Origin of the sequence: Planococcus faecalis (genome assembly GCF_002009235.1) — a bacterium.
Lineage (GTDB): Bacteria > Bacillota > Bacilli > Bacillales_A > Planococcaceae > Planococcus > Planococcus kocurii.
Genome location: NZ_CP019401.1, coordinates 1 through 24275, shown reverse-complemented (window position 1 = coordinate 24275; position 24275 = coordinate 1). Strand labels below are relative to the sequence as shown.

The 24275-nt window shown below is 43.4% G+C and carries 15 protein-coding genes, 3 rRNA genes and 1 other annotated feature; of the genes, 3 read left to right on the top strand and 15 right to left on the bottom strand.

Annotation, left to right across the window (positions count from 1 at the left end; translation table 11 throughout):
• Positions 1 to 10 precede the first annotated feature (10 nt).
• From AJGP001_RS00085 to pdxS, 4 genes are all read right to left on the bottom strand, one after another.
• The gene (locus tag AJGP001_RS00085; protein WP_071153215.1) at positions 11 to 871 is read right to left on the bottom strand and encodes an alpha/beta fold hydrolase; all 861 of its coding nucleotides are present in this window, start codon (positions 869 to 871) and stop codon (positions 11 to 13) included.
• Positions 872 to 1012: 141 nt separating this feature from the next.
• Positions 1013 to 2287: a serine--tRNA ligase gene (gene serS, locus AJGP001_RS00080; protein WP_071153214.1), complete on the bottom strand. Its 1275-nt coding sequence runs from the start codon at positions 2285 to 2287 to the stop codon at positions 1013 to 1015.
• Between the two features lie 62 nt (positions 2288 to 2349).
• Positions 2350 to 2556, bottom strand: a binding site (T-box leader).
• 11 nt (positions 2557 to 2567) lie between these two features.
• Entirely contained in the window at positions 2568 to 3182 is a 615-nt protein-coding gene (pdxT, locus tag AJGP001_RS00075) for a pyridoxal 5'-phosphate synthase glutaminase subunit PdxT (RefSeq protein WP_071153239.1), read from the bottom strand.
• A gap of 1 nt (position 3183) precedes the next feature.
• The gene (gene pdxS, locus AJGP001_RS00070; protein ID WP_071153213.1) at positions 3184 to 4068 is read right to left on the bottom strand and encodes a pyridoxal 5'-phosphate synthase lyase subunit PdxS; all 885 of its coding nucleotides are present in this window, start codon (positions 4066 to 4068) and stop codon (positions 3184 to 3186) included.
• 104 nt (positions 4069 to 4172) lie between these two features.
• Here pdxS and pdxR point away from each other — a divergent pair, with 104 nt between their 5' ends.
• Positions 4173 to 5567 (top strand): MocR-like pyridoxine biosynthesis transcription factor PdxR, encoded by a 1395-nt coding sequence (gene pdxR, locus AJGP001_RS00065; RefSeq protein ID WP_078079991.1) that lies wholly within the window; start codon positions 4173 to 4175, stop codon positions 5565 to 5567.
• Positions 5568 to 5608: 41 nt separating this feature from the next.
• On the opposite strand, the gene AJGP001_RS00060 is transcribed toward pdxR, so the two are convergent.
• The gene (locus AJGP001_RS00060) at positions 5609 to 6967 is read right to left on the bottom strand and encodes a serine hydrolase (RefSeq protein ID WP_078079990.1); all 1359 of its coding nucleotides are present in this window, start codon (positions 6965 to 6967) and stop codon (positions 5609 to 5611) included.
• 107 nt (positions 6968 to 7074) lie between these two features.
• On the bottom strand, positions 7075 to 8538 hold the full coding sequence (guaB, locus tag AJGP001_RS00055) for an IMP dehydrogenase (RefSeq protein WP_058383843.1): 1464 nt from the start codon (positions 8536 to 8538) through the stop codon (positions 7075 to 7077).
• 227 nt (positions 8539 to 8765) lie between these two features.
• Between guaB and AJGP001_RS17310 the strand changes: the two genes are divergently transcribed.
• Both AJGP001_RS17310 and AJGP001_RS00050 read left to right on the top strand, forming a co-directional pair.
• The gene (locus tag AJGP001_RS17310) at positions 8766 to 9131 is read left to right on the top strand and encodes a hypothetical protein (RefSeq protein WP_151897503.1); all 366 of its coding nucleotides are present in this window, start codon (positions 8766 to 8768) and stop codon (positions 9129 to 9131) included.
• Between the two features lie 58 nt (positions 9132 to 9189).
• Complete coding sequence (locus tag AJGP001_RS00050; protein WP_071153244.1) at positions 9190 to 9423, top strand: IS30 family transposase; 234 nt, start codon at positions 9190 to 9192, stop codon at positions 9421 to 9423.
• 243 nt (positions 9424 to 9666) lie between these two features.
• On the opposite strand, the gene rrf is transcribed toward AJGP001_RS00050, so the two are convergent.
• The 9 genes from rrf to dnaA form a co-directional block, all read right to left on the bottom strand.
• A 5S ribosomal RNA gene (rrf, locus tag AJGP001_RS00045) occupies positions 9667 to 9782 on the bottom strand.
• A 77-nt stretch (positions 9783 to 9859) separates the two neighbouring features.
• Positions 9860 to 12792 (bottom strand): 23S ribosomal RNA (locus AJGP001_RS00040).
• 197 nt (positions 12793 to 12989) lie between these two features.
• A 16S ribosomal RNA gene (locus AJGP001_RS00035) occupies positions 12990 to 14540 on the bottom strand.
• Together the 16S, 23S and 5S rRNA genes form the textbook arrangement of a ribosomal RNA operon.
• Positions 14541 to 15474: 934 nt before the next feature.
• Positions 15475 to 18057, bottom strand: coding sequence for a DNA gyrase subunit A (gyrA, locus tag AJGP001_RS00030; RefSeq protein ID WP_058383847.1), 2583 nt, complete (start codon positions 18055 to 18057; stop codon positions 15475 to 15477).
• 30 nt (positions 18058 to 18087) lie between these two features.
• A complete protein-coding gene (gene gyrB, locus AJGP001_RS00025) occupies positions 18088 to 20016 on the bottom strand; it encodes a DNA topoisomerase (ATP-hydrolyzing) subunit B (RefSeq protein ID WP_071152957.1) in 1929 nt (642 codons plus the stop codon).
• A 158-nt stretch (positions 20017 to 20174) separates the two neighbouring features.
• Positions 20175 to 21287, bottom strand: coding sequence for a DNA replication/repair protein RecF (recF, locus tag AJGP001_RS00020; protein WP_071152956.1), 1113 nt, complete (start codon positions 21285 to 21287; stop codon positions 20175 to 20177).
• Entirely contained in the window at positions 21277 to 21516 is a 240-nt protein-coding gene (gene yaaA / locus AJGP001_RS00015; protein WP_071152955.1) for a S4 domain-containing protein YaaA, read from the bottom strand. The genes recF and yaaA overlap by 11 nt, the downstream gene beginning before the upstream one ends.
• A gap of 106 nt (positions 21517 to 21622) precedes the next feature.
• A complete protein-coding gene (gene dnaN / locus AJGP001_RS00010; protein WP_058383851.1) occupies positions 21623 to 22759 on the bottom strand; it encodes a DNA polymerase III subunit beta in 1137 nt (378 codons plus the stop codon).
• A gap of 172 nt (positions 22760 to 22931) precedes the next feature.
• A complete protein-coding gene (dnaA, locus tag AJGP001_RS00005; RefSeq protein ID WP_071152954.1) occupies positions 22932 to 24275 on the bottom strand; it encodes a chromosomal replication initiator protein DnaA in 1344 nt (447 codons plus the stop codon).

Below are 24275 nucleotides of genomic sequence, written 5' to 3'. Positions count from 1 at the left end.
TCTTCCGCTTTTATTCGTTGATGAATTGAACAATCAAGTGATTAACAATCTCCGGTTGCTCGTGTTGAATCCAATGCGTTGCTTCTCCGACAAAGGCCAAATTGACTTCTTCGCAAAAAGACATGCTTTCCTTTGCAAGCATAGGTGACAGAAACTGATCGCCCACTCCCCAAATAATGCGGACTGGTACTTTGATTTTCGTATCCGGCACTTGCCTAAAGCTGCCTCTCCGGATTGCCCGGTACCAATTGAGCATCGCTGTTAATGCATCAGACTGTGACCACGCTGCTTTGTATAGTTCAAGTTCGTGTTTTGAAAAAGCAGTCGGCTTGCTAGACTGTTCAATTCCTTGCTGCATAGCTTTAAATCCCCCCATGCCAAGAGCCTTCTCAGGCAGATTAGGTAACTGAAAAAACGCAATGTAGGCACTCTTCATCCATTGTAGTGGATTTTTTTTGAGTACTTTTGGCATGGCTTTGGGATGTGGGATGTTCAAGACAATCAATTTTTCCACATACTCGGGCCGCGTGGCTGCCAAATGCCAAGCTACTGCTCCGCCCCAGTCATGTCCGATAATAATAGCTGTCTTTTTTTGGAAGTGCTCAATGATGCCAATCACATCATCACGTAAATAATCCACGGTGTAATTATCGATTCCTTTTGGCTTATCGCTCAAATTATAGCCGCGCTGGTCAGGCGCCACGACCCGGTATCCTTTTTCTGCTAAAGGTTGAATTTGATTTTTCCAACCAAACCAAAATTCTGGAAAGCCATGCAACAAGACAACTAACGGTCCATTTGCTGGTCCCGCTACAGCTATATGAAGATGGATACCGTTTGTTTCTATAATTTGAAAGCTTAGGTTTTCCATAAAAACAACTCCTTCGCTCAGATTCCTTAACTTCTCTTTACCCTTTTTCTCTAAAAAAAGACTCAAAAGCAAAATTGCTTTTGAGTCTTTTTATTAAATCGCTCCACTACTTAAAAGCCATGAAGAAAAATGAAAGCTACTTTATCCAATAGTCTTTTTGCCACCCATATAAGGCTGTAATACTTCAGGAATTAGGATTGATCCATCTTTTTGCTGACAGTTTTCAAGTAAAGCTGCCACCGTACGACCAATTGCTAATCCACTGCCGTTTAATGTGTGAACAAATTCAGGTTTTCCTGTTGTTTCACGACGGAATTTAATATTTGCACGTCTTGCTTGGAAATCTTCAAAGTTACTGCAAGAAGAAATTTCACGATATGTTTCTTGGCTTGGAATCCATACTTCGATATCGTATTTTTTGGCAGCTGTAAACCCTAGGTCGGCTGTACACATTTTTAAGACGCGATAAGGTAGTCCTAAAAGTTGCAGTACTTTCTCCGCATGTCCTGTCAATTTCTCTAATTCGTCGTAAGAATCCTCTGGCTTTACAAAGCGCACTAGCTCGACTTTATTGAATTGGTGCTGTCTGATTAGTCCGCGTGTGTCGCGACCTGCAGAACCCGCTTCAGAGCGGAAATTCGCGCTATAAGACGCAAAGGCTTGTGGCAACATATCTGCCGTTAAAATTTCATCACGGTAAAAGTTAGTTACCGGTACTTCAGAAGTCGGAATGAGGAAATAATCCTCTTTCTCAATCAAAAATGCATCTTCTTCAAACTTCGGCAATTGGCCAGTGCCTGTCAAGCTTTCGCGGTTAACCATATAAGGAGGCAACATTTCTTCATAGCCATGCTCTTCTTGGTGGAGGTCCATCATAAAGTTGATCAATGCGCGTTCTAAGCGAGCACCAAGTCCACGGTAAAAGACAAACCGGCTGCCCGTTACTTTCGCTGCGCGTTCAAAATCAATGATGTTTAAATCCGTTCCTAAATCCCAGTGTGGCTTAACGTCAAAGTCAAATGCAGGCTTGTCGCCCCATGTGCGGATTTCTTCATTATCATCTTCAGAATCGCCAAACGGCACGCTGTCGTGCGGAATATTTGGAACACGCATCATAATATAGTGCAAGCTTTCTTCAACTGCTTTTAACTCTTCATCAATCACTTTAATTTGATCGCCAACTTCACGCATTTTTGTAATGGCTTCGTCTGCATTTTCTTTTGCACGTTTCATCGCTGCGATATTTTGAGACGCTTCGTTGCGCTCTGCTTTTAATTTTTCAGTTTGTGCAATCAACTCACGGCGTTTTAGATCCAATCCTTCAAAATCATTAAGTACAGAAATATCTTCCCCGCGCTTTCCAAGCTTTGCTTTTACTTCTTCAAAATTGGCACGTACAAAACGAATATCCAACATACTGTTTCCTCCTTAAAATTTCAAAATAAAAAAAGACAACAAAAATAGCCCCCATCCCTTGGTAAAGGGACGAGAGCTACCCGCGTTGCCACCCTGATTGATCGGCAAAAGCCAATCCTCTTCATCACATAACGGCATTTAAACCGGCAATGGCTTTTTTCGCCATGCAACTCCGGGGTGGATTCAAATGTGTTTTTCACCGGTTCGCACCAACCACCGGCTCTCTTTGGAAAAACAGTCATTTTACTAATTCCCATCAACGTTTCGTCTTTTAAATTAATCATACTTTACTATAAGTTGATAGGTTTTGCAAGAGAAGGTCTGACTTGTTCTTAATCATGTTTAAAAAATAAGCCGTAATGCGGTGATCGTCGGTCAATTCGGGATGGAATGAACAACCGAGAAATTGGCCATCTCTCGCCATCACAATTTTTTCATTATGCACGCATAACACTTCGGTTTCTTCTCCGACACTAACAATATGGGGCGCTCGGATAAAGACGGCTTCAAAAGATCCATCAATACCTTTAATCGCAAGCGGTGCTTCAAAACTATCCACTTGTCGACCAAACGAATTTCGTTCCACTGTAACGTCCATCACACCTAAATGCGCATCGTCGCTACCAACGACTGTTTCAGCAAGCAAAATTAAGCCCGCACACGTGCCAAACATCGGTTTTCCGGTTTGCGCAAACTCTCTTAACGGTTCCATCAAGCCATAACGATCGATTAAACGGCGCATCGTCGTACTTTCTCCGCCCGGTAAGATTAAGCCATCCAAATTTTTAAGATCTTTCGGCCATTTAACAGCAATCGCTTCCGCTCCGCACGCCTGAACCGACTTGATATGCTCACGAACAGCTCCTTGCAACGCAAGAATTCCTACTCGTTTCAGGTTACCAGCCTCGCTCTTGCATACGTTCACCGGCAGCAATGGTTGAAATTTCAATGCCCTTCATTGCAATGCCCAGGTCTTTTGACAGTTCAGCGATCAATTTGTAATCTTGGTAATGTGTCGTCGCTTCCACAATCGCTCGGGCAAATCGTTCAGGGTTATCTGATTTGAAAATACCAGAACCAACAAACACACCGTCCGCTCCTAATTCCATCATTAACGCTGCATCTGCAGGTATGGCAATTCCGCCAGCTGCAAAATTAACTACCGGCAAGCGCCCTAAACTTTTAACTTCTTTTAAAAACTCATAAGAAGCTCCTAAGTTACGTGCTTCTGTCATTAATTCATCTTCGCTCATTGCGACTACTTTGCGGATTTCTGCATTTACTTGTCGCAAATGACGAACTGCTTCGACAATATTTCCTGTACCTGGTTCGCCTTTTGTTCGTAGCATCGAAGCGCCTTCACCAATTCTGCGCGCCGCTTCACCTAAATTCCGACACCCGCAAACAAAAGGAACCGTGTATTGGTTTTTTAATAAATGAAATTCTTCATCGGCTGGCGTCAGCACTTCACTTTCATCGATATAATCGACACCCATCGCTTCTAAAATACGCGCTTCCACAATATGACCAATACGCGCTTTTGCCATCACTGGAATCGATACAGCTTTCATCACTTCTTCTGTGATGCGTGGGTCTGCCATACGTGCTACTCCACCGTCTCTACGAATATCTGATGGCACACGTTCAAGTGCCATGACAGCCGTTGCGCCTGCAGCTTCTGCAATACGTGCTTGTTCTGCATTAACCACATCCATAATCACGCCACCTTTTTGCATTTCAGCCATTCCTCTTTTTACACGATTTGTTCCATGTTGAGTCATTTACTAATTCCCCCTATTCATTAATAAATTCAGTATAATAGAGATTGACCATATAAAAAGACTCAGTTACAATCATTTCAATCAGGTCAGTTGGAGGAATTCATATGGATATGCTAATGTTTCAACTTCAAAAACAGTCACAAACCCCGTTATACAAACAGTTGTATCAAGAAATAAAAGAAGCCATTATAAACGGCACAATCGGCATAGAGGCAAAATTACCAAGCAAACGCAAATTAGCAGATTATCTGCAAATTAGTCAAACGACCGTCGAACTGGCGTATTCTCAACTTGTCGCGGAAGGATTTATTGAATCTAGACCACGTAAAGGATTTTATGCTCAACCCGTCGAAGAACTGGCGTACTTGGATATTCCGCATGACGAGCCTACCGTCAAAGAAACGACTGCTTACAAAATAGATTTCAACTCGGCCAGTATTGATACACGTTCTTTTCCATTTTTAACGTGGCGCAAACTGACACGTGACATTTTAGATGACTCTAATCATCACTTATTATTATCTGGGCACCCTCAAGGAGACGACGCCTTGCGCCAAGAAATTGCCCGTTATTTGTACCAGTCTCGCGGAGTTGTTTGTGATGCAGAACAAATCGTGATTGGCTCTGGTACAGAACAATTAATGCCCTTACTCATTCGTCTACTTCATAAAAAACTGGTTTACGGCTATGAAAATCCTGGCTATGCATTGACCCATAGCATTTTCAGTCATCACGACCGCCAGTCTATCCCGATTGAACTCGAACAAGACGGCATCAACGTTAGTCAGTTAGAAGAATCTAACGTTGATGTAGCTTACGTCACACCATCACACCAATTTCCATCAGGTTCGGTCTTGAGTGCCACCAAACGTGCGCAATTACTGAACTGGGCTGTCGCTAAGCCTGAACGTTATATTATTGAAGACGATTACGACAGTGAATTTCGATACACTAGCCGCCCCATTCCCGCGCTACAAAGCATGGACTTAAGCGACCGTGTTATTTACATTAGTACTTTTTCTAAATCGCTCATGCCTTCTTTGCGTCTCGCTTATATGGTTTTGCCTAAACAACTGCTACGGGCTTATCAGCAAACGTTTCTTCATTACTCTTCATCGGTACCCAGACATGATCAACAACTAGTCGCCAAATTCATGAAAGATGGTCATTTTTCGCGCCACTTGAACCGCATGCGCAAGCTCTATCAGAAGAAAATCAAACAACTGAGTCAGTCGCTCGCTTTATTCTCTCCGGTCGTCACGGTTTCCGGTGAACAAGCAGGCATGCATATCGTGCTAACCATCCAAACCTCGTCAAGCGAAGAAGAACTGGTACAACGTGCTAAACAAGCGGGCATTCGTGTCACAGGTCTAAACTCTTATGATGTCCACAAAAAATCTGGAATTTACCCAAAAATTGTGCTCGGATTCGGTGGTCTATCCGAAGAAGAAATTCATTTAGGAATTATTGAATTGATGGCTTGTTGGAAAATACAATAAAAAAAGCCGTTCATCTATTTGGATGAACAGCTTTTTTATCATTAAAATAACCCTCTTACAAAACTACCTGCATCATCCCACAAAGAAGACAAGAACTCTCCTGTACTGCGCATCGATAAAGACAACCAGTTAGCACGTTCAACAGCTTCAGTAGTCACGATTTCAACTTTTTCCGTACTGCCGCTCAAATAGCCATATTCCGTGCCATCTGTTTTCTTAAGCTGTAGCGTTCCTACAACTAAATCTTTTTCCACACCTGCTTCTAGTTTGCCGTTCTTAACTACTGAATCGTCTAACAGTAATTCCGGTCGATACAATTCTTTATCCGCTGTCCGAATCATCATCTTTACTGGCTCTTTGACCGCAATCGATACTTTTTCTTCTAATCCATTTTCAACAGCAAGCGTTTGCTGACCTTCAAATTGATAGCCTGCAGGAATAACCTCTTCTGTTGTAAATTCACCAAAACCATAATCGAATAAAGTACGGGTCGCATCAAAGCGAGCTTTATACGAACCGGCCCCTTTATTATCTACTGCTCCCATAACCACAGCAATCAACCGGGTATCGTCACGCTTTGCTGTCCCTGCAAACGCATAACCGGCAAAATCTGTGCTGCCGGTTTTTAATCCGTCCATACCTTCGTATTCGTAAATTAGCCCAGGAAGCATTGAATTCCAATTTTCCATACGCGTTTCGTCTGCCGTTCCTTCACGAAATAATTTTACCGGAATTTTAGTCGTTTCTAACACTTCTGGATAATCATCCAATAAGCGTTTCGTTAGTTTGGCAACTGAACGCGCCGGCATGATGTTTTCATCTGTTTCTTTCGTGCCCTCTGGATGCATGCCCATCAAGCTTGAATTACTAAGACCCGTTGAATTGACAAAAGTCGTTTCTTCTAAGCCCATTTCTTTTGCTTTATCGTTCATTAGGTCAACAAATTTACTTTCTGTTCCTGCAATCGTCTCGGCAATACCGATTGTTGCTGCGTTAGCTGAGAAAATAGCCATCGCTTCATACATTTCTTTAATGGTGTAAGAGCCGTCTTCACGAAATGGCACATTACTTAAACGCATGTCCTGAGAAATTTTGTACGTGTAATCCGTCACTTCATACTCTTGATCCCACGTAACCTTACCATTTTCAATCGCTTCAAATAATAAATACTCTGTCATCATTTTGGTCATGCTAGCTATCCCTAAAGGCGCTTCCGCATTTTTTTCATAAAGAATCTTGCCACTTTGAGCGTCTACCAAAATAGCGGCTTCGGCCATTATAGTTAATGCGTCTTCCGCATAGGCTTGCTGCGGAACAATTGCTAGCACAGTAAGTATGACGAGTAATGCTATAAGTAGTCCTTTAGTTAAAAAATTCTTCACGTATTTGAATACCTCCATCTATAAGATTCCACATGCTATTTTATCACATTCATTATGCTTAAAAACGAAAACATAAAAAGACATCTTGCTCTTCGATTAAATGAAGAGCAAGATGTCTTATAAACTTAAATGGAGTAGTTTGGAGATTCTTTAGTAATTTGAACATCATGCGGATGACTTTCGCGTAATCCTGCTCCAGTCATACGAATAAATTGTGCTTCTTCACGTAACACCTGTAAATCTTTAGTTCCGCAATAACCCATTCCTGCACGGATACCACCTAGTAATTGATGAATTGTATCAGAAAGTGGTCCTTTGTATGGCAAGCGACCTTCGATTCCTTCTGGCACTAATTTTTTTGCATCATCTTGGAAATAGCGGTCTTTCGAGCCTTTTTCCATAGAAGCGATTGATCCCATACCACGATAGGTTTTAAAGCGACGACCTTGGAAGATTTCAGTATCTCCTGGACTTTCAGTCGTCCCCGCCAACAAACTACCAAGCATTACAACATGTCCGCCCGCTGCTAAGGCTTTGATGATGTCTCCAGAATACTTGATTCCACCATCAGCAATAATGGCTTTGCCATGCTTACGTGCCTCTGTTGCGCAGTCATATACCGCTGTAATCTGAGGAACCCCAACACCTGCGACAACACGAGTTGTACAGATCGAACCAGGACCGATTCCAACTTTAACTACATCTGCACCCGCTTCAATCAATGCTTTTGTTCCAGCAGCAGTGGCTACGTTTCCAGCAATAATCGTTAATTCTGGATAAGTTGCCCTGATCTGCTTTACCATTCCTAAAACGCCTTCTGAATGACCATGAGCTGTATCCAGTACAATGACATCAACAGAAGCCTTCACCAAATGCTCAACGCGCTTCATAGTGTCTGAAGTAACGCCTACAGCAGCGCCTGCTAACAAACGACCGTGCTGGTCTTTCGCAGCATTAGGAAATTCAATTACTTTTTCAATATCTTTTATCGTAATTAACCCTTTTAACACGCCTTGGTTATCAACAATTGGTAACTTTTCAATCTTGTATTGCTGAAGAATCTTTTCAGCATCTTCTAAGGTAGTTCCAATAGGAGCAGTTACTAATTGCTCTTTTGTCATTACATCATTAATTTTCAAAGAATAATCTTGGATAAACCGTAAATCGCGGTTTGTGATAATTCCAACAAGTTTTAATTCACTTTCGTTGTTAACAATAGGTACACCTGAAATTCGGTATTTTCCCATTAAATGCTCTGCATCGTAAACTTGATGCTCAGGAGTTAAGAAGAAAGGATCGGTGATCACGCCATTTTCTGAACGCTTTACAGTAACGACTTGTTCAGCCTGTTCTTCAATACTCATGTTTTTATGGATAATTCCTAATCCGCCTTGGCGAGCCATAGCAATAGCCATTTTAGCTTCCGTTACTGTATCCATACCTGCACTGATCACTGGAATTTTTAACTTAAGGGTTGGTGTCAATTCAACTGATAAATCAATGTCTTTTGGTAAAACTTCCGAATGGGCTGGTACAAGCAATACATCATCAAACGTTAAGCCTTCTTTTACAAATTTTGATTCCCACATAAGTAGACGCGCCTCCTGCTTCCTTTAAATATTATTGTAAGGTTATCAGCGTAGATATGGTGTGTCAAGAAACTGTTAAAAGAAAAAATATTTAGAATAGTAAAATATTATTTTTTTATAGATTATCATAGTAAGTTGGAAGGCTAGAAAATAAAAATAGCTCAAGTGGATACACCGCAGTTAATGCGAATCAACTAAAGGAGTGTTCCCAAACGAGCGATGCCCCTGTGATATTACGGGAAGGTGTGCGAATCGAGTGTTATTGCCTGAAAGAAAAACTACTGTCCTATATAGCGAAACAGCTAGAACGAAGCAAAAGCACTCTCCACTATGAAGTGAAACGCTATAAGCTTTGCCACGCTCTGTTGGCACAGGCTGATTACAAGGCCAGACGTGATAGACAATCGGTCAATCAAGAAGATGTCGATTATAACCTGTCCAAACTAAAGTACAATTGGTCACCAGAATGCCTCGTGACGGTACTGGAAAATGCATCTAAAACCTTTTCCCATCCGTGTTTCGAGCGTTACCGGTACGCGGCTCTCGGCTTGTTCAACCTGTCCCAAAAGCTACTGATCCGCAAAGAAAGTTAAAGAGTAACGAGGTGAACCGCGAGGCAAGCTGCCTTGTCTGAAAAAGATCCATGTACGTTTGGCGCCTCGAAGCCAAGTGGGACATTGGGAAATCGATAGCGTTATCGGCAAATCGCACAAGAGCCAGATTCTCACATTGACGGAACGTACCACCCGTTTTGAGAAGAACTATAAGTTAGCTGCGAAAACGGCAAGTGAAACCACACAGGCCATCATCCATGTGTTGAAAAACCTGCCAAAAAAAGTGGTGAAACCCATTACCGTCGACCGGGGCATGGAATTTCACGGCTAGATCGATGTGGAGAAAGCGTAGAGATCCCGTTTTACTTCTCGGATTCGGGTGTTACTGGTCGGCGTGGCACGAATGAAAAGAGTAACGGTGGTATTTAGCGCACGTATCCAAAAGGCACCGACTTCAGCCGCATGATACAGAAACAGCCCCTATACTTTCTCTTGATCGTCATTTATTTAGTATGTCCTGATTTTTCCATACAAAAAAGCCGTTACCGGAATCGGTAACGACTTTTTTTCATGTGCCCAGCGACGTCTTACTCTCACAGGGGGAAACCCCCAACTACCATCAGCGCAAAAGAGCTTAACTGCCGTGTTCGGGATGGGAACGGGTGTGGCCTCTTTGCCATCATCACTGGACTATTTGGTTGAGTGTTTGTTCACTCAAAACTGGATAAACGACAGGTGAAACAAGCAATTTTTTCGCATACAGTGTGTTGGTTAAGTCCTCGATCGATTAGTATTCGTCAGCTGCACGTATCGCTACGCTTCCACCTCGAACCTATCTACCTCATCGTCTTTGAGGGATCTTACTTGCTTGCGCAATGGGAAATCTCATCTTGAGGGGGGCTTCGTGCTTAGATGCTTTCAGCACTTATCCCGGCCACACATAGCTACCCAGCGATGCCCTTGGCAGAACAACTGGTACACCAGCGGTGTGTCCATCCCGGTCCTCTCGTACTAAGGACAGCTCCTCTCAAATTTCCTGCGCCCGCGACGGATAGGGACCGAACTGTCTCACGACGTTCTGAACCCAGCTCGCGTACCGCTTTAATGGGCGAACAGCCCAACCCTTGGGACCGACTACAGCCCCAGGATGCGATGAGCCGACATCGAGGTGCCAAACCTCCCCGTCGATGTGGACTCTTGGGGGAGATAAGCCTGTTATCCCCGGGGTAGCTTTTATCCGTTGAGCGATGGCCCTTCCATGCGGAACCACCGGATCACTAAGCCCGTCTTTCGACCCTGCTCGACCTGTACGTCTCGCAGTCAAGCTCCCTTCTGCCTTTACACTCTACGAATGATTTCCAACCATTCTGAGGGAACCTTTGGGCGCCTCCGTTACTCTTTAGGAGGCGACCGCCCCAGTCAAACTGCCCGCCTGACACTGTCTCCCAAGCCGATCAGGCTTGTGGGTTAGAATTTCAATACAACCAGGGTAGTATCCCACTGACGCCTCCTCCGAAGCTAGCGCTCCGGAATCTCAGGCTCCTACCTATCCTGTACAAGTTGCACCAAAATTCAATATCAGGCTACAGTAAAGCTCCACGGGGTCTTTCCGTCCTGTCGCGGGTAACCTGCATCTTCACAGGTACTATAATTTCACCGAGTCTCTCGTTGAGACAGTGCCCAGATCGTTACGCCTTTCGTGCGGGTCGGAACTTACCCGACAAGGAATTTCGCTACCTTAGGACCGTTATAGTTACGGCCGCCGTTTACTGGGGCTTCAATTCGCACCTTCGCTTGCGCTAAGCACTCCTCTTAACCTTCCAGCACCGGGCAGGCGTCAGCCCCTATACGTCACCTTACGGTTTTGCAGAGACCTGTGTTTTTGCTAAACAGTCGCCTGGGCCTATTCACTGCGGCTCTCTCGGGCTATTCACCCTACCAGAGCACCCCTTCTCCCGAAGTTACGGGGTCATTTTGCCGAGTTCCTTAACGAGAGTTCACTCGCTCACCTTAGAATTCTCTTCTCGCCTACCTGTGTCGGTTTGCGGTACGGGCACCTCCCGCCTCGCTAGAGGCTTTTCTTGGCAGTGTGAAATCAGGGACTCAAGGGTAAACCCTCTTGCCATCACAGCTCAACGTATTAGAAATGGGATTTGCCTCATTTCACGCCTCACTGCTTGGACGTGCACAACCAACGGCACGCTCTCCTTATCCTTCTGCGTCCCCCCATTGCTCAAACGGCGGGGAGGTGGTACAGGAATATCAACCTGTTGTCCATCGTCTACGCCTATCGGCCTCGACTTAGGTCCCGACTAACCCTGAGCGGACGAGCCTTCCTCAGGAAACCTTAGGCATTCGGTGGACGGGATTCTCACCCGTCTTTCGTTACTCATACCGGCATTCTCACTTCTAAGCGCTCCACCAGTCCTTCCGGTCTGACTTCAACGCCCTTAGAACGCTCTCCTACCACGGATCTCTAACGAGATCCATCCACAGCTTCGGTAATCCGTTTAGCCCCGGTACATTTTCGGCGCAGTGTCACTCGACCAGTGAGCTATTACGCACTCTTTAAATGATGGCTGCTTCTAAGCCAACATCCTGGTTGTCTAAGCAACGCCACATCCTTTTCCACTTAACGGATATTTGGGGACCTTAGCTGGTGGTCTGGGCTGTTTCCCTCTTGACTACGGATCTTATCACTCGCAGTCTGACTCCCAAGCATAAATCACTGGCATTCGGAGTTTGTCTGAATTCGGTAACCCGGGATGGGCCCCTAGTCCAAACAGTGCTCTACCTCCAGGATTCTCAATCTTGAGGCTAGCCCTAAAGCTATTTCGGAGAGAACCAGCTATCTCCAGGTTCGATTGGAATTTCTCCGCTACCCACACCTCATCCCCGCACTTTTCAACGTGCGTGGGTTCGGGCCTCCAGTAAGTGTTACCTTACCTTCACCCTGGACATGGGTAGATCACCTGGTTTCGGGTCTACAACTGCATACTCTGTCGCCCTATTCAGACTCGCTTTCGCTGCGGCTCCGCCTTCTCAGCTTAACCTTGCATGCAATCGTAACTCGCCGGTTCATTCTACAAAAGGCACGCCATCACCCATTAACGGGCTTTGACTACTTGTAGGCACACGGTTTCAGGATCTATTTCACTCCCCTTCCGGGGTGCTTTTCACCTTTCCCTCACGGTACTGGTTCACTATCGGTCACTAGGAAGTATTTAGCCTTGGGAGATGGTCCTCCCAGATTCCGACGGAATTTCACGTGTTCCGCCGTACTCAGGATCCACTCTGGAGGGATAGGGTTTTCGGCTACGGGGCTGTTACCCGCTGCGGCGGACCGTTCCAGGTCGCTTCGCCTAATCCTATCTTTTGTAACTCCGTATAGAGTGTCCTACAACCCCAAGAGGCAAGCCTCTTGGTTTGGGCTGATCCCGTTTCGCTCGCCGCTACTCAGGGAATCGCATTTGCTTTCTCTTCCTCCAGGTACTTAGATGTTTCAGTTCCCTGGGTCTGCCTTCTCATGTGCTATAGATTCACACATGGATACTACCCGATTAAAGGCAGTGGGTTCCCCCATTCGGAAATCTCCGGATCACAGCTCACTTACAGCTCCCCGAAGCATATCGGTGTTAGTGCCGTCCTTCTTCGGCTCCTAGTGCCAAGGCATCCACCGTGCGCCCTTTCTAACTTAACCACTGGTTAATTAAAAAGTTGTGACGAAATCGTCACGCGTACTTGAATTACTTGCTTTGTTTCAATGTCGTTTTATCCAGTTTTCAAAGAACAAGGTTGAAAGTCACAAAAAAAGGCGTTGCCGCCTGAAGGTGAACCTTCAAAACTGAACGCAAAACGTCAACCCCGAGACAAGCTCGGTTCCGAATTTATCCTTAGAAAGGAGGTGATCCAGCCGCACCTTCCGATACGGCTACCTTGTTACGACTTCACCCCAATCATCTGTCCCACCTTCGGCGGCTGGCTCCACAAGGGTTACCTCACCGACTTCGGGTGTTACAAACTCTCGTGGTGTGACGGGCGGTGTGTACAAGGCCCGGGAACGTATTCACCGTGGCATGCTGATCCACGATTACTAGCGATTCCGGCTTCATGCAGGCGAGTTGCAGCCTGCAATCCGAACTGAGAACGGTTTTCTGGGATTGGCTTGCCCTCGCGGGGTTGCAGCCCTTTGTACCGTCCATTGTAGCACGTGTGTAGCCCAGGTCATAAGGGGCATGATGATTTGACGTCATCCCCACCTTCCTCCGGTTTGTCACCGGCAGTCACCTTAGAGTGCCCAACTGAATGCTGGCAACTAAGATCAAGGGTTGCGCTCGTTGCGGGACTTAACCCAACATCTCACGACACGAGCTGACGACAACCATGCACCACCTGTCACCACTGTCCCCGAAGGGAAAAGCGTATCTCTACACCGGTCAGTGGGATGTCAAGACCTGGTAAGGTTCTTCGCGTTGCTTCGAATTAAACCACATGCTCCACCGCTTGTGCGGGCCCCCGTCAATTCCTTTGAGTTTCAGCCTTGCGGCCGTACTCCCCAGGCGGAGTGCTTAATGCGTTAGCTGCAGCACTAAGGGGCGGAAACCCCCTAACACTTAGCACTCATCGTTTACGGCGTGGACTACCAGGGTATCTAATCCTGTTTGCTCCCCACGCTTTCGCGCCTCAGCGTCAGTTACAGACCAGAAAGTCGCCTTCGCCACTGGTGTTCCTCCACATCTCTACGCATTTCACCGCTACACATGGAATTCCACTTTCCTCTTCTGCACTCAAGTTCCCCAGTTTCCAATGACCCTCCACGGTTGAGCCGTGGGCTTTCACATCGGACTTAAAGAACCGCCTGCGCGCGCTTTACGCCCAATAATTCCGGACAACGCTTGCCACCTACGTATTACCGCGGCTGCTGGCACGTAGTTAGCCGTGGCTTTCTGGTGAGGTACCGTCAAGGTACCAGTAGTTACTTGGTACTTGTTCTTCCCTCACAACAGAGTTTTACGATCCGAAAACCTTCGTCACTCACGCGGCGTTGCTCCGTCAGACTTTCGTCCATTGCGGAAGATTCCCTACTGCTGCCTCCCGTAGGAGTCTGGGCCGTGTCTCAGTCCCAGTGTGGCCGATCACCCTCTCAGGTCGGCTACGCATCGTCGCCTTGGTAGGCCATTACCCCACCAACTAGCTAATGCGCCGCGGGCCCATCCTGCAGTGACAGCGAGATGCCGTCTTTCCGTGCAGCCTCAGGAGAGGCCGCAAACTATTCGGTATTAGCACCGGTTTCCCGGAGTTATCCCGATCTGCAGGGCAGGTTGCCCACGTGTTACTCACCCGTCCGCCGCTAAACAATGGGAGCAAGCTCCCAAAGTTCCGCTCGACTTGCATGTATTAGGCACGCCGCCAGCGTTCGTCCTGAGCCAGGATCAAACTCTCCATTATAGAGTAGTGTTGATTGCTCAATACTGCTGGCGTATCGCCGTCCGAAGACGCACGATTCGCTTTGATCTGCGCAATGCTGATCAGTAAGTTTTGCGCGGGCCGTTTTGCGCGACCGTTGCTATTTGTTGACGTTTTGCTGTTCAGTTTTCAAGGTTCAAGTTGTTGTGTTTTTATTTGCCGCGCTCATTGGCGACTCAACTAATATACCATGCTGTTATATAAGAGTCAACAGTTTATGCAAAAAAACTTTAACTTTATGAAATACACTGCTTTGAAACGAAATCCTTGTCCCAATTTTTCTAATCTAAAAGAGCAACTTTTGCTTACCATGTTGTTGTATTCTAGCTGTAATAGGTTTTGTTTTGTTATACATCTGGTTTATTTCTTTAGGTAATGAAAAGCTCTTCCAACTAGTCACACCCTGTTATATGAAGAGAACGCCCTAGTAATGGGTTCACTTCCAGATATAACATAGCTTCACACCTCCGGAATCACCACCTTGCATCACTAGAAAAATAATCCTCTCTTTAAGTTAGGACAATGCTTGAAAATTCTATCCAAACAAAAAATCAGAGATGCTATTTTGAGTTGCTAAAACAAGATTTCTACCATCTATTTCGTCAAATAGAATTTTAGATATTGTTTCGAAACTGCTTAAACAATAATATTAAAATGCATAACTAACAGCGTTAACATTTTCAAAAAATATTGAAAGCGTTGTGGTTCACTCACTGCTCCGACTTTAGCAAGCTCCAGGAAGATTCTCTAAATCAGAATGAACTGGACGTTATCCGTTGAAAATCTAGCAAACTTTCATGCAGTCTGTTGCTTTGTAAAATTTCCTCGCCACTTCGGGCAGCTTCAATAGTAGTACGTCTTAAATCTTCGCACAAAAAAACCCGCTGAATTTGATCAGCGAGCTTTTTATTACTTCTTATCCTTCGTCTTCTTCTGGAGTTTCTTCTATAACATCAATCTTTTCATCAGCAACGACATCGTCTGCTTCATAGACATCTGCTTCAGCACTTTCTTCGATCAAGGTTTCATCAACATCTCCATTGATTTCTTCCAGATCTTCAGGTAACTCAATATCTTTTTTAACTTTAGCTACAGTAGCAACAATTTCATCTTCGCCCAATCGAATCAAACGGACGCCTTGCGTACTTCTACCTGTAGTCGAAATATCTTCAACATCCATACGGATCAAAACACCGTTAACAGTGATTAACATAATGTCTTCTGTGCCATTAACAGTTCGCACCGCAACAAGTGGTCCATTTTTATCTGTAATCTGGCACGTCTTGATGCCCATACCACCACGAGATTGGACGCGGTACTCAGATTCTTTTGTCTGTTTCCCGTATCCTTTCTCCGTGATAACCAATACATTGTCGTTAGGATCCAAAATCTCCATGCCGACCACTGCATCGCCTTCACGAAGACGAATGCCACGAACTCCACTAGCTGTTCGACCCATGCTGCGGATATCTGTTTCTGGGAATCGAATCAAAGCACCGTTTCGAGTACCGATGATTATTTCTTTCGTACCATCTGTCAATTTCACAGAAATTAACTCATCTTCTTCACGAAGACTAATAGCAATCAAGCCGTTTTGTCGAATATTAGCGTAATTCGTGACAGGTGTCCGTTTACTAACACCTTCACGTGTTGTAAAGAAGAAGAACGCATCTTCTTTGAATTCATCGACGCGTATAACAGCTGTTACTTTTTCTTCCTTGCTAATTTCAAGAAGGTTGACTAAAGGTAAGCCTTTGGCAGTTCTGCCGTATTCAGGAATCTGGTACCCTTTTTTACGATAAACTTTACCTTTGTTTGTAAAGAACAGAATCGTATCGTGTGTTGACGTGTACAGTAAATGTTCCACAAAATCATCTTCATTCGTGCCCATTCCTTGTACGCCGCGCCCACCACGTTTTTGGCTGCGGTATGTGTTAGCAGGCAAACGTTTGATATAGCCGTTATGAGTCAGTGTCAACACTGTTGCTTCCACTGGAATCAAATCTTCATCTTCAAACATTTCTGCTCCGCCAGTTGTGATTTCCGTTCTACGCTTATCGCTAAAGCGTTCTTTAATTTCAAGCATTTCTTCCTTAATAATTTCAAGAATACGATAATCATTCGCAAGAATATCTCTCAATTCTTCGATTAGTTTCACCAATGCTTGATACTCTTCTTCGATTTTATCTCTTTCCAACCCAGTTAAACGTTGCAAACGCATATCTAAAATCGCTTGAGATTGACGCTCAGTTAAATTGAAATCAGTCATTAAGCCGTTGCGTGCTTGTTCTGCTGTTTGTGAGCCACGAATCAATGCAATAATCGCATCAATATGATCTAACGCAATGCGCAAACCTTCTAGAATATGAGCGCGATCTTCTGCTTTTGTCAATTCGAATTGCGTACGACGACGAATGATTACTTTCTGGTGCTCAAGGTAATGGAAAAGAATTTCTTTTAAGCTAAGAACTTTTGGGTGACCGTCCACAAGTGCTAGCATATTAAGACCGAAGCTGGTTTGCATCGCTGTTTGTTTGTACAAATTATTCAAGAGAACACTGGCGCTAGCATCTCGACGTACTTCAATCACGATGCGCATACCGTTACGGTCAGATTCGTCTCGGAGATCCGTAATTCCATCGATTTTTTTATCACGGACAAGTTCCGCGATTTTTTCAATCAATCGCGCTTTGTTTACTTGGAAAGGAATTTCGTTAACAATAATAACTTCTTTGCCATTCGCTTTTGTTTCGATATCAACAACCGAACGAATTAACACAGAACCTTTGCCTGTTTCATAGGCGCGACGAATTCCGCTCCGACCAAGGATAATACCACCAGTCGGGAAATCAGGTCCTTCAATATGCTCCATTAATTCTTCGGTTGTAATTGCAGGATTATCAGCGAGTGCTAAAACAGCATCGATTGTTTCACCCAAATGGTGCGGTGGAATATTGGTAGCCATACCAACCGCAATCCCTGACGTACCGTTTACTAAAAGATTTGGAAAACGACTTGGTAACACAATTGGTTCTTTTTCTTGTCCATCATAGTTATCGCGGTAATCAACCGTGTTTTTATTTAAATCGCGTAATAATTCCATCGAAATTTTAGACATTTTGGATTCTGTATAACGCATTGCCGCAGCTGAGTCCCCATCGACAGACCCGAAGTTTCCGTGCCCGTCTACAAGCATATAGCGGTAACTAAAATCTTGCGCCATACGAACCATGGTTTCATAAACAGCTGAGTCACCGTGCGGATGGTATTTACCAATAACATCCCCAACGATACGCGCTGATTTTTTATACCCTTTATCTGCCGTAATTCCCAAATCATGCATTGCATAAAGAATACGGCGGTGGACAGGCTTTAATCCATCACGCACATCAGGTAAGGCACGCGACACAATAACGCTCATCGCATAATCTAAAAATGAAGTCCGCATTTCCGTACTTATATTTATTTCTTCAACACCACTGCTCGGCCGTTCAGCCATATCCGCAGCCTCCTCTCAACTCTATACCTGTTAAACGTCTAAGTTTCTAACGTATTTCGCATTTTCTTCGATAAAGTTACGGCGTGGTTCAACGTCGTCTCCCATCAAAATATGAAAAGTTTCGTCTGCTACCATGGCATCGTTTAATGTGACCTGCAGCAAAGTCCGCACATCCGGATCCATTGTTGTGTCCCACAGTTGTGTCGCATTCATCTCTCCTAATCCTTTATACCGCTGAATATTCGGTTTTGGCGTTGGAGACAATTTTTCAAGTGCTAATTTTAATTGTTCATCTGAGTAAACATAATCCACATGCTTGCCTTGTTTGATTTGGAACAACGGCGGCTGGGCAATGTAAATGTAACCAGCTTCAAGCAATGGACGCATGTAACGGAAAAGGAAAGTTAATAACAGCGTACGAATATGAGCGCCGTCAACATCCGCATCGGTCATAATAACAACTTTGTGATAACGTGCTTTTTCAAGATTAAACTCTTCACCGATACCGGTACCTAGTGCTGTAATAATATTGCGAATTTCCTCGTTCGTGAGAATTCGGTCAAGACGAGCTTTCTCAACGTTCAAGATCTTTCCGCGCAATGGCAAAATCGCTTGAAAATGACGATCTCGGCCTGATTTTGCAGATCCACCAGCTGAATCACCCTCAACGATATAAATTTCACTAATTTTAGGATCACGAGATGAACAATCGGCCAGTTTACCTGGCAGACTTGATACTTCAAGAACTGATTTACGACGCGTAAACTCACGAGCTTTTTTAGCCGCCATACGTGCATGGGAAGCCATAATCCCTTTTTCAACAATTTTCTTTGCAACGGTAGGATTCTCTAGCAAGAATCGATCAAACCCGCCAGAAAATAAATTATTAACGATAGTACTGACTTCCGTATTGCCAAGTTTAGTTTTTGTTTGGCCTTCAAACTGTGGATCTGGGTGTTTGATGGAAATGATTGCAGTCAATCCTTCGCGCACGTCATCTCCGGTTAAATTTAGATCTTGTTCTTTCAACATGCTCTTTTTACGAGCATAGTCATTAACTACACGTGTCAAAGCAGTTTTAAAGCCGGATTCGTGTGTTCCGCCTTCATGGGTATTGATATTGTTAGCAAAAGAGAAAATATTGGCTGCGTAGCCAGCATTGTATTGCATCGCTACTTCAACAGTAATGCCTTCTTTTTCAGCCTCAACAAAAATAGCCTCGTCGTGGAGTGGGTCTTTGGATTTGTTTAAATGTTCGACATACGACTTAATGCCGCCTTCAAAATGATAAACTTTCTCTTTTTCTTCGCCTTCGCGCTCATCTTTCATGACAATTCTTAAGCCACGATTCAAATAAGCTAGTTCACGTAAGCGATGATCTAGAAGATCGAATTCATATACAGTCGTTTCTGTAAAAATTTCTGGATCCGCTTTAAAACGGATTGTCGTGCCTGTGTGTTCTGAATCTCCAATTACTTTTAGTTCTTCTTTTACCGCACCACGTTCAAATTTAATATAGTGTCTTTTTTCATCGCGATTAACGAATACTTCTGTCGTTTCTGACAAAGCATTTACTACAGAAGCACCTACGCCGTGAAGACCACCAGATACTTTGTAACCTCCGCCGCCAAATTTACCTCCTGCGTGCAAAACAGTCATAATAACTTCTACTGCTGGACGTCCCATTTTTTTCTGCATACCAACAGGAATTCCACGCCCGTTATCTTCTACGCGAATCCAATTATCGGGTTCAATGGAAACTTTAATTTCGGTACAATGACCCGCTAGTGCCTCATCAATACTATTATCTACGATCTCCCAAACTAAATGGTGTAGACCTCTTGAACCTGTAGAACCGATATACATACCTGGTCTTTTACGAACAGCTTCTAATCCTTCTAATACCTGAATTTGACTCGCTTCATATGATTCTTGCAAACCTTTTTCTTCCATAGCCATTCCATTCACCTGCTCTTTCTTACGCATTTCATAATCCCGAATTCCATTTATCAACATAACCTGTGGACGATAAGGACAATATTTCATAATAATTTAGACATTCACAGGTGTAAGTACCTAAAAACCTATAATTTTCAGCTGTAAAAATACCAATAGCATTATTCTTTAACTTTTCCATTAGAAACTTCGAAAAGACGTGCACTTTGGATGGTTTCGTGTTGGATTCCTTCAACACTTGTCGTCGTAACAAAAGTTTGAACAGACCCTTTAATTGTATTCAGTAAGTGAGATTGTCTGTAATCATCCAATTCAGAGAGCACATCATCAAGTAATAACACAGGCGCTTCTCCAACTTCCTGTTTAATCAGTTCGATTTCAGCGAGTTTTAACGATAAAGCGGTAGTGCGCTGTTGCCCCTGCGAACCGTAAGTTTGAACATCGTAGCCATTAACAAAAAATTGAAGTTCGTCACGGTGAGGACCGACAAGCGTCACTCCCCGTTCAATTTCTCGTTTTCGCACTTCTATCAGTTTCTGCTCTAAAAAAGACGCCATTTCTTCCGGCGTCCATTCAGGCTTTAAACCGCTGATCGGTTGATAGCGGATTTGAAGTTGTTCCAATCCACGGGAAATACCGTGATGGATTGGTTCAGCCCATTTTTGCAAAAGCTCCATGAACTGATATCGCTTACGAATGATTTTGACAGCCGCTTCTATGAATTGTTCTGTATAGACATCGAACATTACGTCATTAATCGTTTGTTTTCCGTAATGCTGTTTCAATATATGATTTCTTTGTTTGAGGAGTTTTTGGTAAGTTACTAAATCATGCAAATAAACTGGAGAAATTTGTCCGATTTCCATGTCAATGAAACGCCTGCGTACTTGTGGACTTCCTTTTACAAGGTGTAAGTCTTCTGGAGCAAACATAACAACATTTAATTGGCCAATATAATCACTCAGTCTACGTTGTTCTAAATGATTGACTTTTGCTTTCTTACCTTTTTTTGACAAGGTGATTTCGAGGGGCAGTTTACCATATTTACGGTAAACATCAGCTTTAATTTTACCATATTCGGCTTCCCAGCGTATCAATTCCTTGTCATTTGATGTGCGATGCGATTTAGCCATGGATAAAACGTAAAGTGATTCCATGATATTCGTTTTGCCTTGTGCATTTTCTCCTATAAAGACGTTAATCTCTGGAGAAAAATTTAGTTCTAGTGATTCGTAGTTTCGATAATTGACAAGCTCGAGGCGGTCAATCCGCATCGAAGCTCATGCCTTCAGCAGTCACGATACGAAATTCTCCAAACCCTGGAATATTGATAAGGTCATTCGGACGTAATTTACGTCCTCTACGGCTTTCAGCTTCACCGTTTACAAAAACTTCGTGTTCCCCTAAAAACCATTTAGCCATTCCACCTGAACTTATTGTATCCGTCATTTTTAATAATTGTCCCAATGTTATATATTCAGTCTCAATCCCGATTTCTCTCAAAATGCACTCATCCTTCGATTCATAGTCTATCCCTCTATTTTACCCTATTTTAGCTAAAAAGTAAAAAGGATAGCCTATATGGCTATCCTGAGGGTGTGATTTAATTTTAATATGTTCGGACAGGAAGAATTAGCTGCAAAATCGAATCATCTAAAGCTGATTTTAAAATGAAAGGACGCATTGCCCCAGTAAACTGAATAATAACATCTTGTCCATCAATTGCTTTTAGCGCATCCATCATAAATTTCGCGCTGAAAGAGATTTTTAATTCTTCTCCTTCGATGCTTTGTGCTTGTAGCTGTTCTTCTACTTTACCTACTTCTGGTGAATTAGAAGAAACTTCTACTTCATTTCCTGCTTTCGCAGAGAAACGCACGACATTATTGCGTTCTTCTCTTGCTAACAAAGACGCACGATCGATTGCTTGTAAAAGGGAACGTCCGTTAACAGTTACAGTCGTTTTGTATTCTGCTGGGATTAAGCGAGTTGTGTCAGGATAATTTCCTTCTAATAGACGAGAGAAGAAAAGAATGTGTTTTGATTTAAATAAAACTTGTTGATTTGTCATGACGATTTCTACTGCTTCAGAAGTGTCATCAAGAATTTTATTTAATTCAGTCAAACTTTTTCCGGGGATAACAACGCTATACTCCCCTTCTGGTAGTGTTTCTAACTTTGTTTTTCGACGTGCCAGACGATGGCTGTCGGTTGCCACACAAATAAGTTCGCCATCTTTTACTTCCCAATGAACACCTGTGAGTACAGGTCGTGTTTCTGAACTAGATACAGCAAAGACTGTTTCACGGTTGATTGTTTTTAGTAAATCGGCTGGAATTGTAAACAAACGATCGTCTTGAATGTCTGGTAATTGTGGATAATCCATTGCGTCCAAGCCGATTAAATGAAATTCAGATTTTCCTGAACGAATATGCGTTTGGAAATTTCCTGTGATTTCAATTTCAACTTCGTTAGTTGGCAATTTACGAATGATTTCTCCGAAAACCTTCGCTTGAAGAACAATGCTTCCTCCTTCAGTTACCTGAATGATTTGCTCTCCATCTTCTTCTGCTGGAATAAATGTTTGGATCGTGATATCAGAGTCACTACCAGTTAATCTCATTCCTTCTGAAGATACATCCATTTTAATTCCTGTTAAGATCGGAATCGTTGTTTTTGAACTTACTGCTTTCATTACATCGTTTAATCCTTCAACTAGTCGTTCACGTTTTATCTCGAATTTCATTCTCGAACCTCGCTTATATATATATTTTATTTAAAGGCTTTTAAAGTAATAGTAGTAGTAGGGGCTGTGAATATGTGGATAAGCCTTAAAAAGTCAACAAAAGCAGTTTATCCACATGTAGATAAACTGTGCATAAACTGCTTGCTAATTTATCGGGTTATCCACAAGGTATTTACTTGCCCAATGCGCTTTTGATGTCCTTAATATCTTGTTGAAGTTGCTGATTGTCTTTTAACATTTTTGAAATTTTATCGTGAGCGTGAATAACGGTTGTATGATCACGTCCACCAAATTCTTCTCCAATTTTAGGCAAAGAGAAATCAGTCATCTCACGTGACAAATACATCGCAACTTGACGCGGATATGCGATATCTTTTGTGCGACGTTTTGTTTTAAAATCTTCTAATTTAACGTTGAATTGATCACCAACAGCATGTTGAATGTCTAAAATTGTAATAACTTTTGGCTTTGAGTTTGGCATGATATCTTTTAAAGCTTCAGCAGCGAGCTCAGCGCTCATATCGCGATTAATCAAAGAAGAGTAAGCCACAACGCGGATTAATGCTCCTTCAAGCTCACGAATATTCGAATCTATAGAATTCGCAATATACGTCATGACGTCATTTGGAATATCCAGTCCATCCGCTTTTGCTTTTTTGCGCAAAATAGCGATACGGGTTTCCAAATCAGGTGGTGTAATGTCTGTAATCAATCCCCATTCAAAACGAGAACGCAATCGATCTTCTAGTGTAGGAATCTCTTTTGGCGGTCGGTCACTTGAGATAATTATTTGCTTGGACTCTTCGTGCAGCGTGTTAAACGTATGGAAAAACTCTTCCTGTGTTTGTTCTTTCCCCGCTAAAAACTGAATATCGTCAATTAAAAGAATGTCGACACCTCTGTATTTATCGCGGAACTCGCCCGTTTTATTGTCACGTATTGAGTTAATAAATTCGTTTGTAAATTTTTCCGAAGACAAATAAACCACTTTCGCATTCGGATTGTGTTCGAGGACGTAATGTCCAATAGCATGCATTAAATGTGTCTTACCAAGTCCAACTCCCCCATAGATAAACAGCGGGTTATAAGCTTTTGCGGGTGCTTCGGCCACGGCCAAAGAGGCGGCATGCGCAAAGCGGTTGCCTGAACCAATTACAAACGTATCGAAAGTATATTTAGGATTCAGCATGCCAGGCAAAAACTCTTGCTGCTGGTCATGACCCGGTTTAACGCGAGGCGCAGGGAGTTGAAAATCATCCATATCCTGATCTTTGGGCACAACAAACTTAATCATCATATCATCGCCAGTGGAATCTGATAAAATTCCGGTGATCAAGTGTACATAATGGTTTTCCAACCAATCACGTGCAAAAGAATTGGGCGCTGAAATGGTGACTGTATCATCCTGGTAGGATAAAAGTTTTGTTGATTTTAACCACGTTTCAAAACTTGGTTTGGAGATTTTAGTTTCAACTTGGGCTAAGACACTCGACCAAAGTTCGTCTAAGTGTTCCAA

Excerpts from the sequence above, each read along its gene's own strand:
- AJGP001_RS00085 (WP_071153215.1), bottom strand. The coding sequence starts at position 871 with ATGGAAAACCTAAGCTTTCAAATTATAGAAACAAACGGTATCCATCTT.
- serS (WP_071153214.1), bottom strand. The coding sequence starts at position 2,287 with ATGTTGGATATTCGTTTTGTACGTGCCAATTTTGAAGAAGTAAAAGCA.
- pdxS (WP_071153213.1), bottom strand. The coding sequence starts at position 4,068 with ATGACTCAACATGGAACAAATCGTGTAAAAAGAGGAATGGCTGAAATG.
- pdxR (WP_078079991.1), top strand. The coding sequence starts at position 4,173 with ATGGATATGCTAATGTTTCAACTTCAAAAACAGTCACAAACCCCGTTA.
- AJGP001_RS00060 (WP_078079990.1), bottom strand. The coding sequence starts at position 6,967 with ATGGAGGTATTCAAATACGTGAAGAATTTTTTAACTAAAGGACTACTT.
- guaB (WP_058383843.1), bottom strand. The coding sequence starts at position 8,538 with ATGTGGGAATCAAAATTTGTAAAAGAAGGCTTAACGTTTGATGATGTA.
- gyrA (WP_058383847.1), bottom strand. The coding sequence starts at position 18,057 with ATGGCTGAACGGCCGAGCAGTGGTGTTGAAGAAATAAATATAAGTACG.
- gyrB (WP_071152957.1), bottom strand. The coding sequence starts at position 20,016 with ATGGCTATGGAAGAAAAAGGTTTGCAAGAATCATATGAAGCGAGTCAA.
- recF (WP_071152956.1), bottom strand. The coding sequence starts at position 21,287 with ATGCGGATTGACCGCCTCGAGCTTGTCAATTATCGAAACTACGAATCA.
- dnaN (WP_058383851.1), bottom strand. The coding sequence starts at position 22,759 with ATGAAATTCGAGATAAAACGTGAACGACTAGTTGAAGGATTAAACGAT.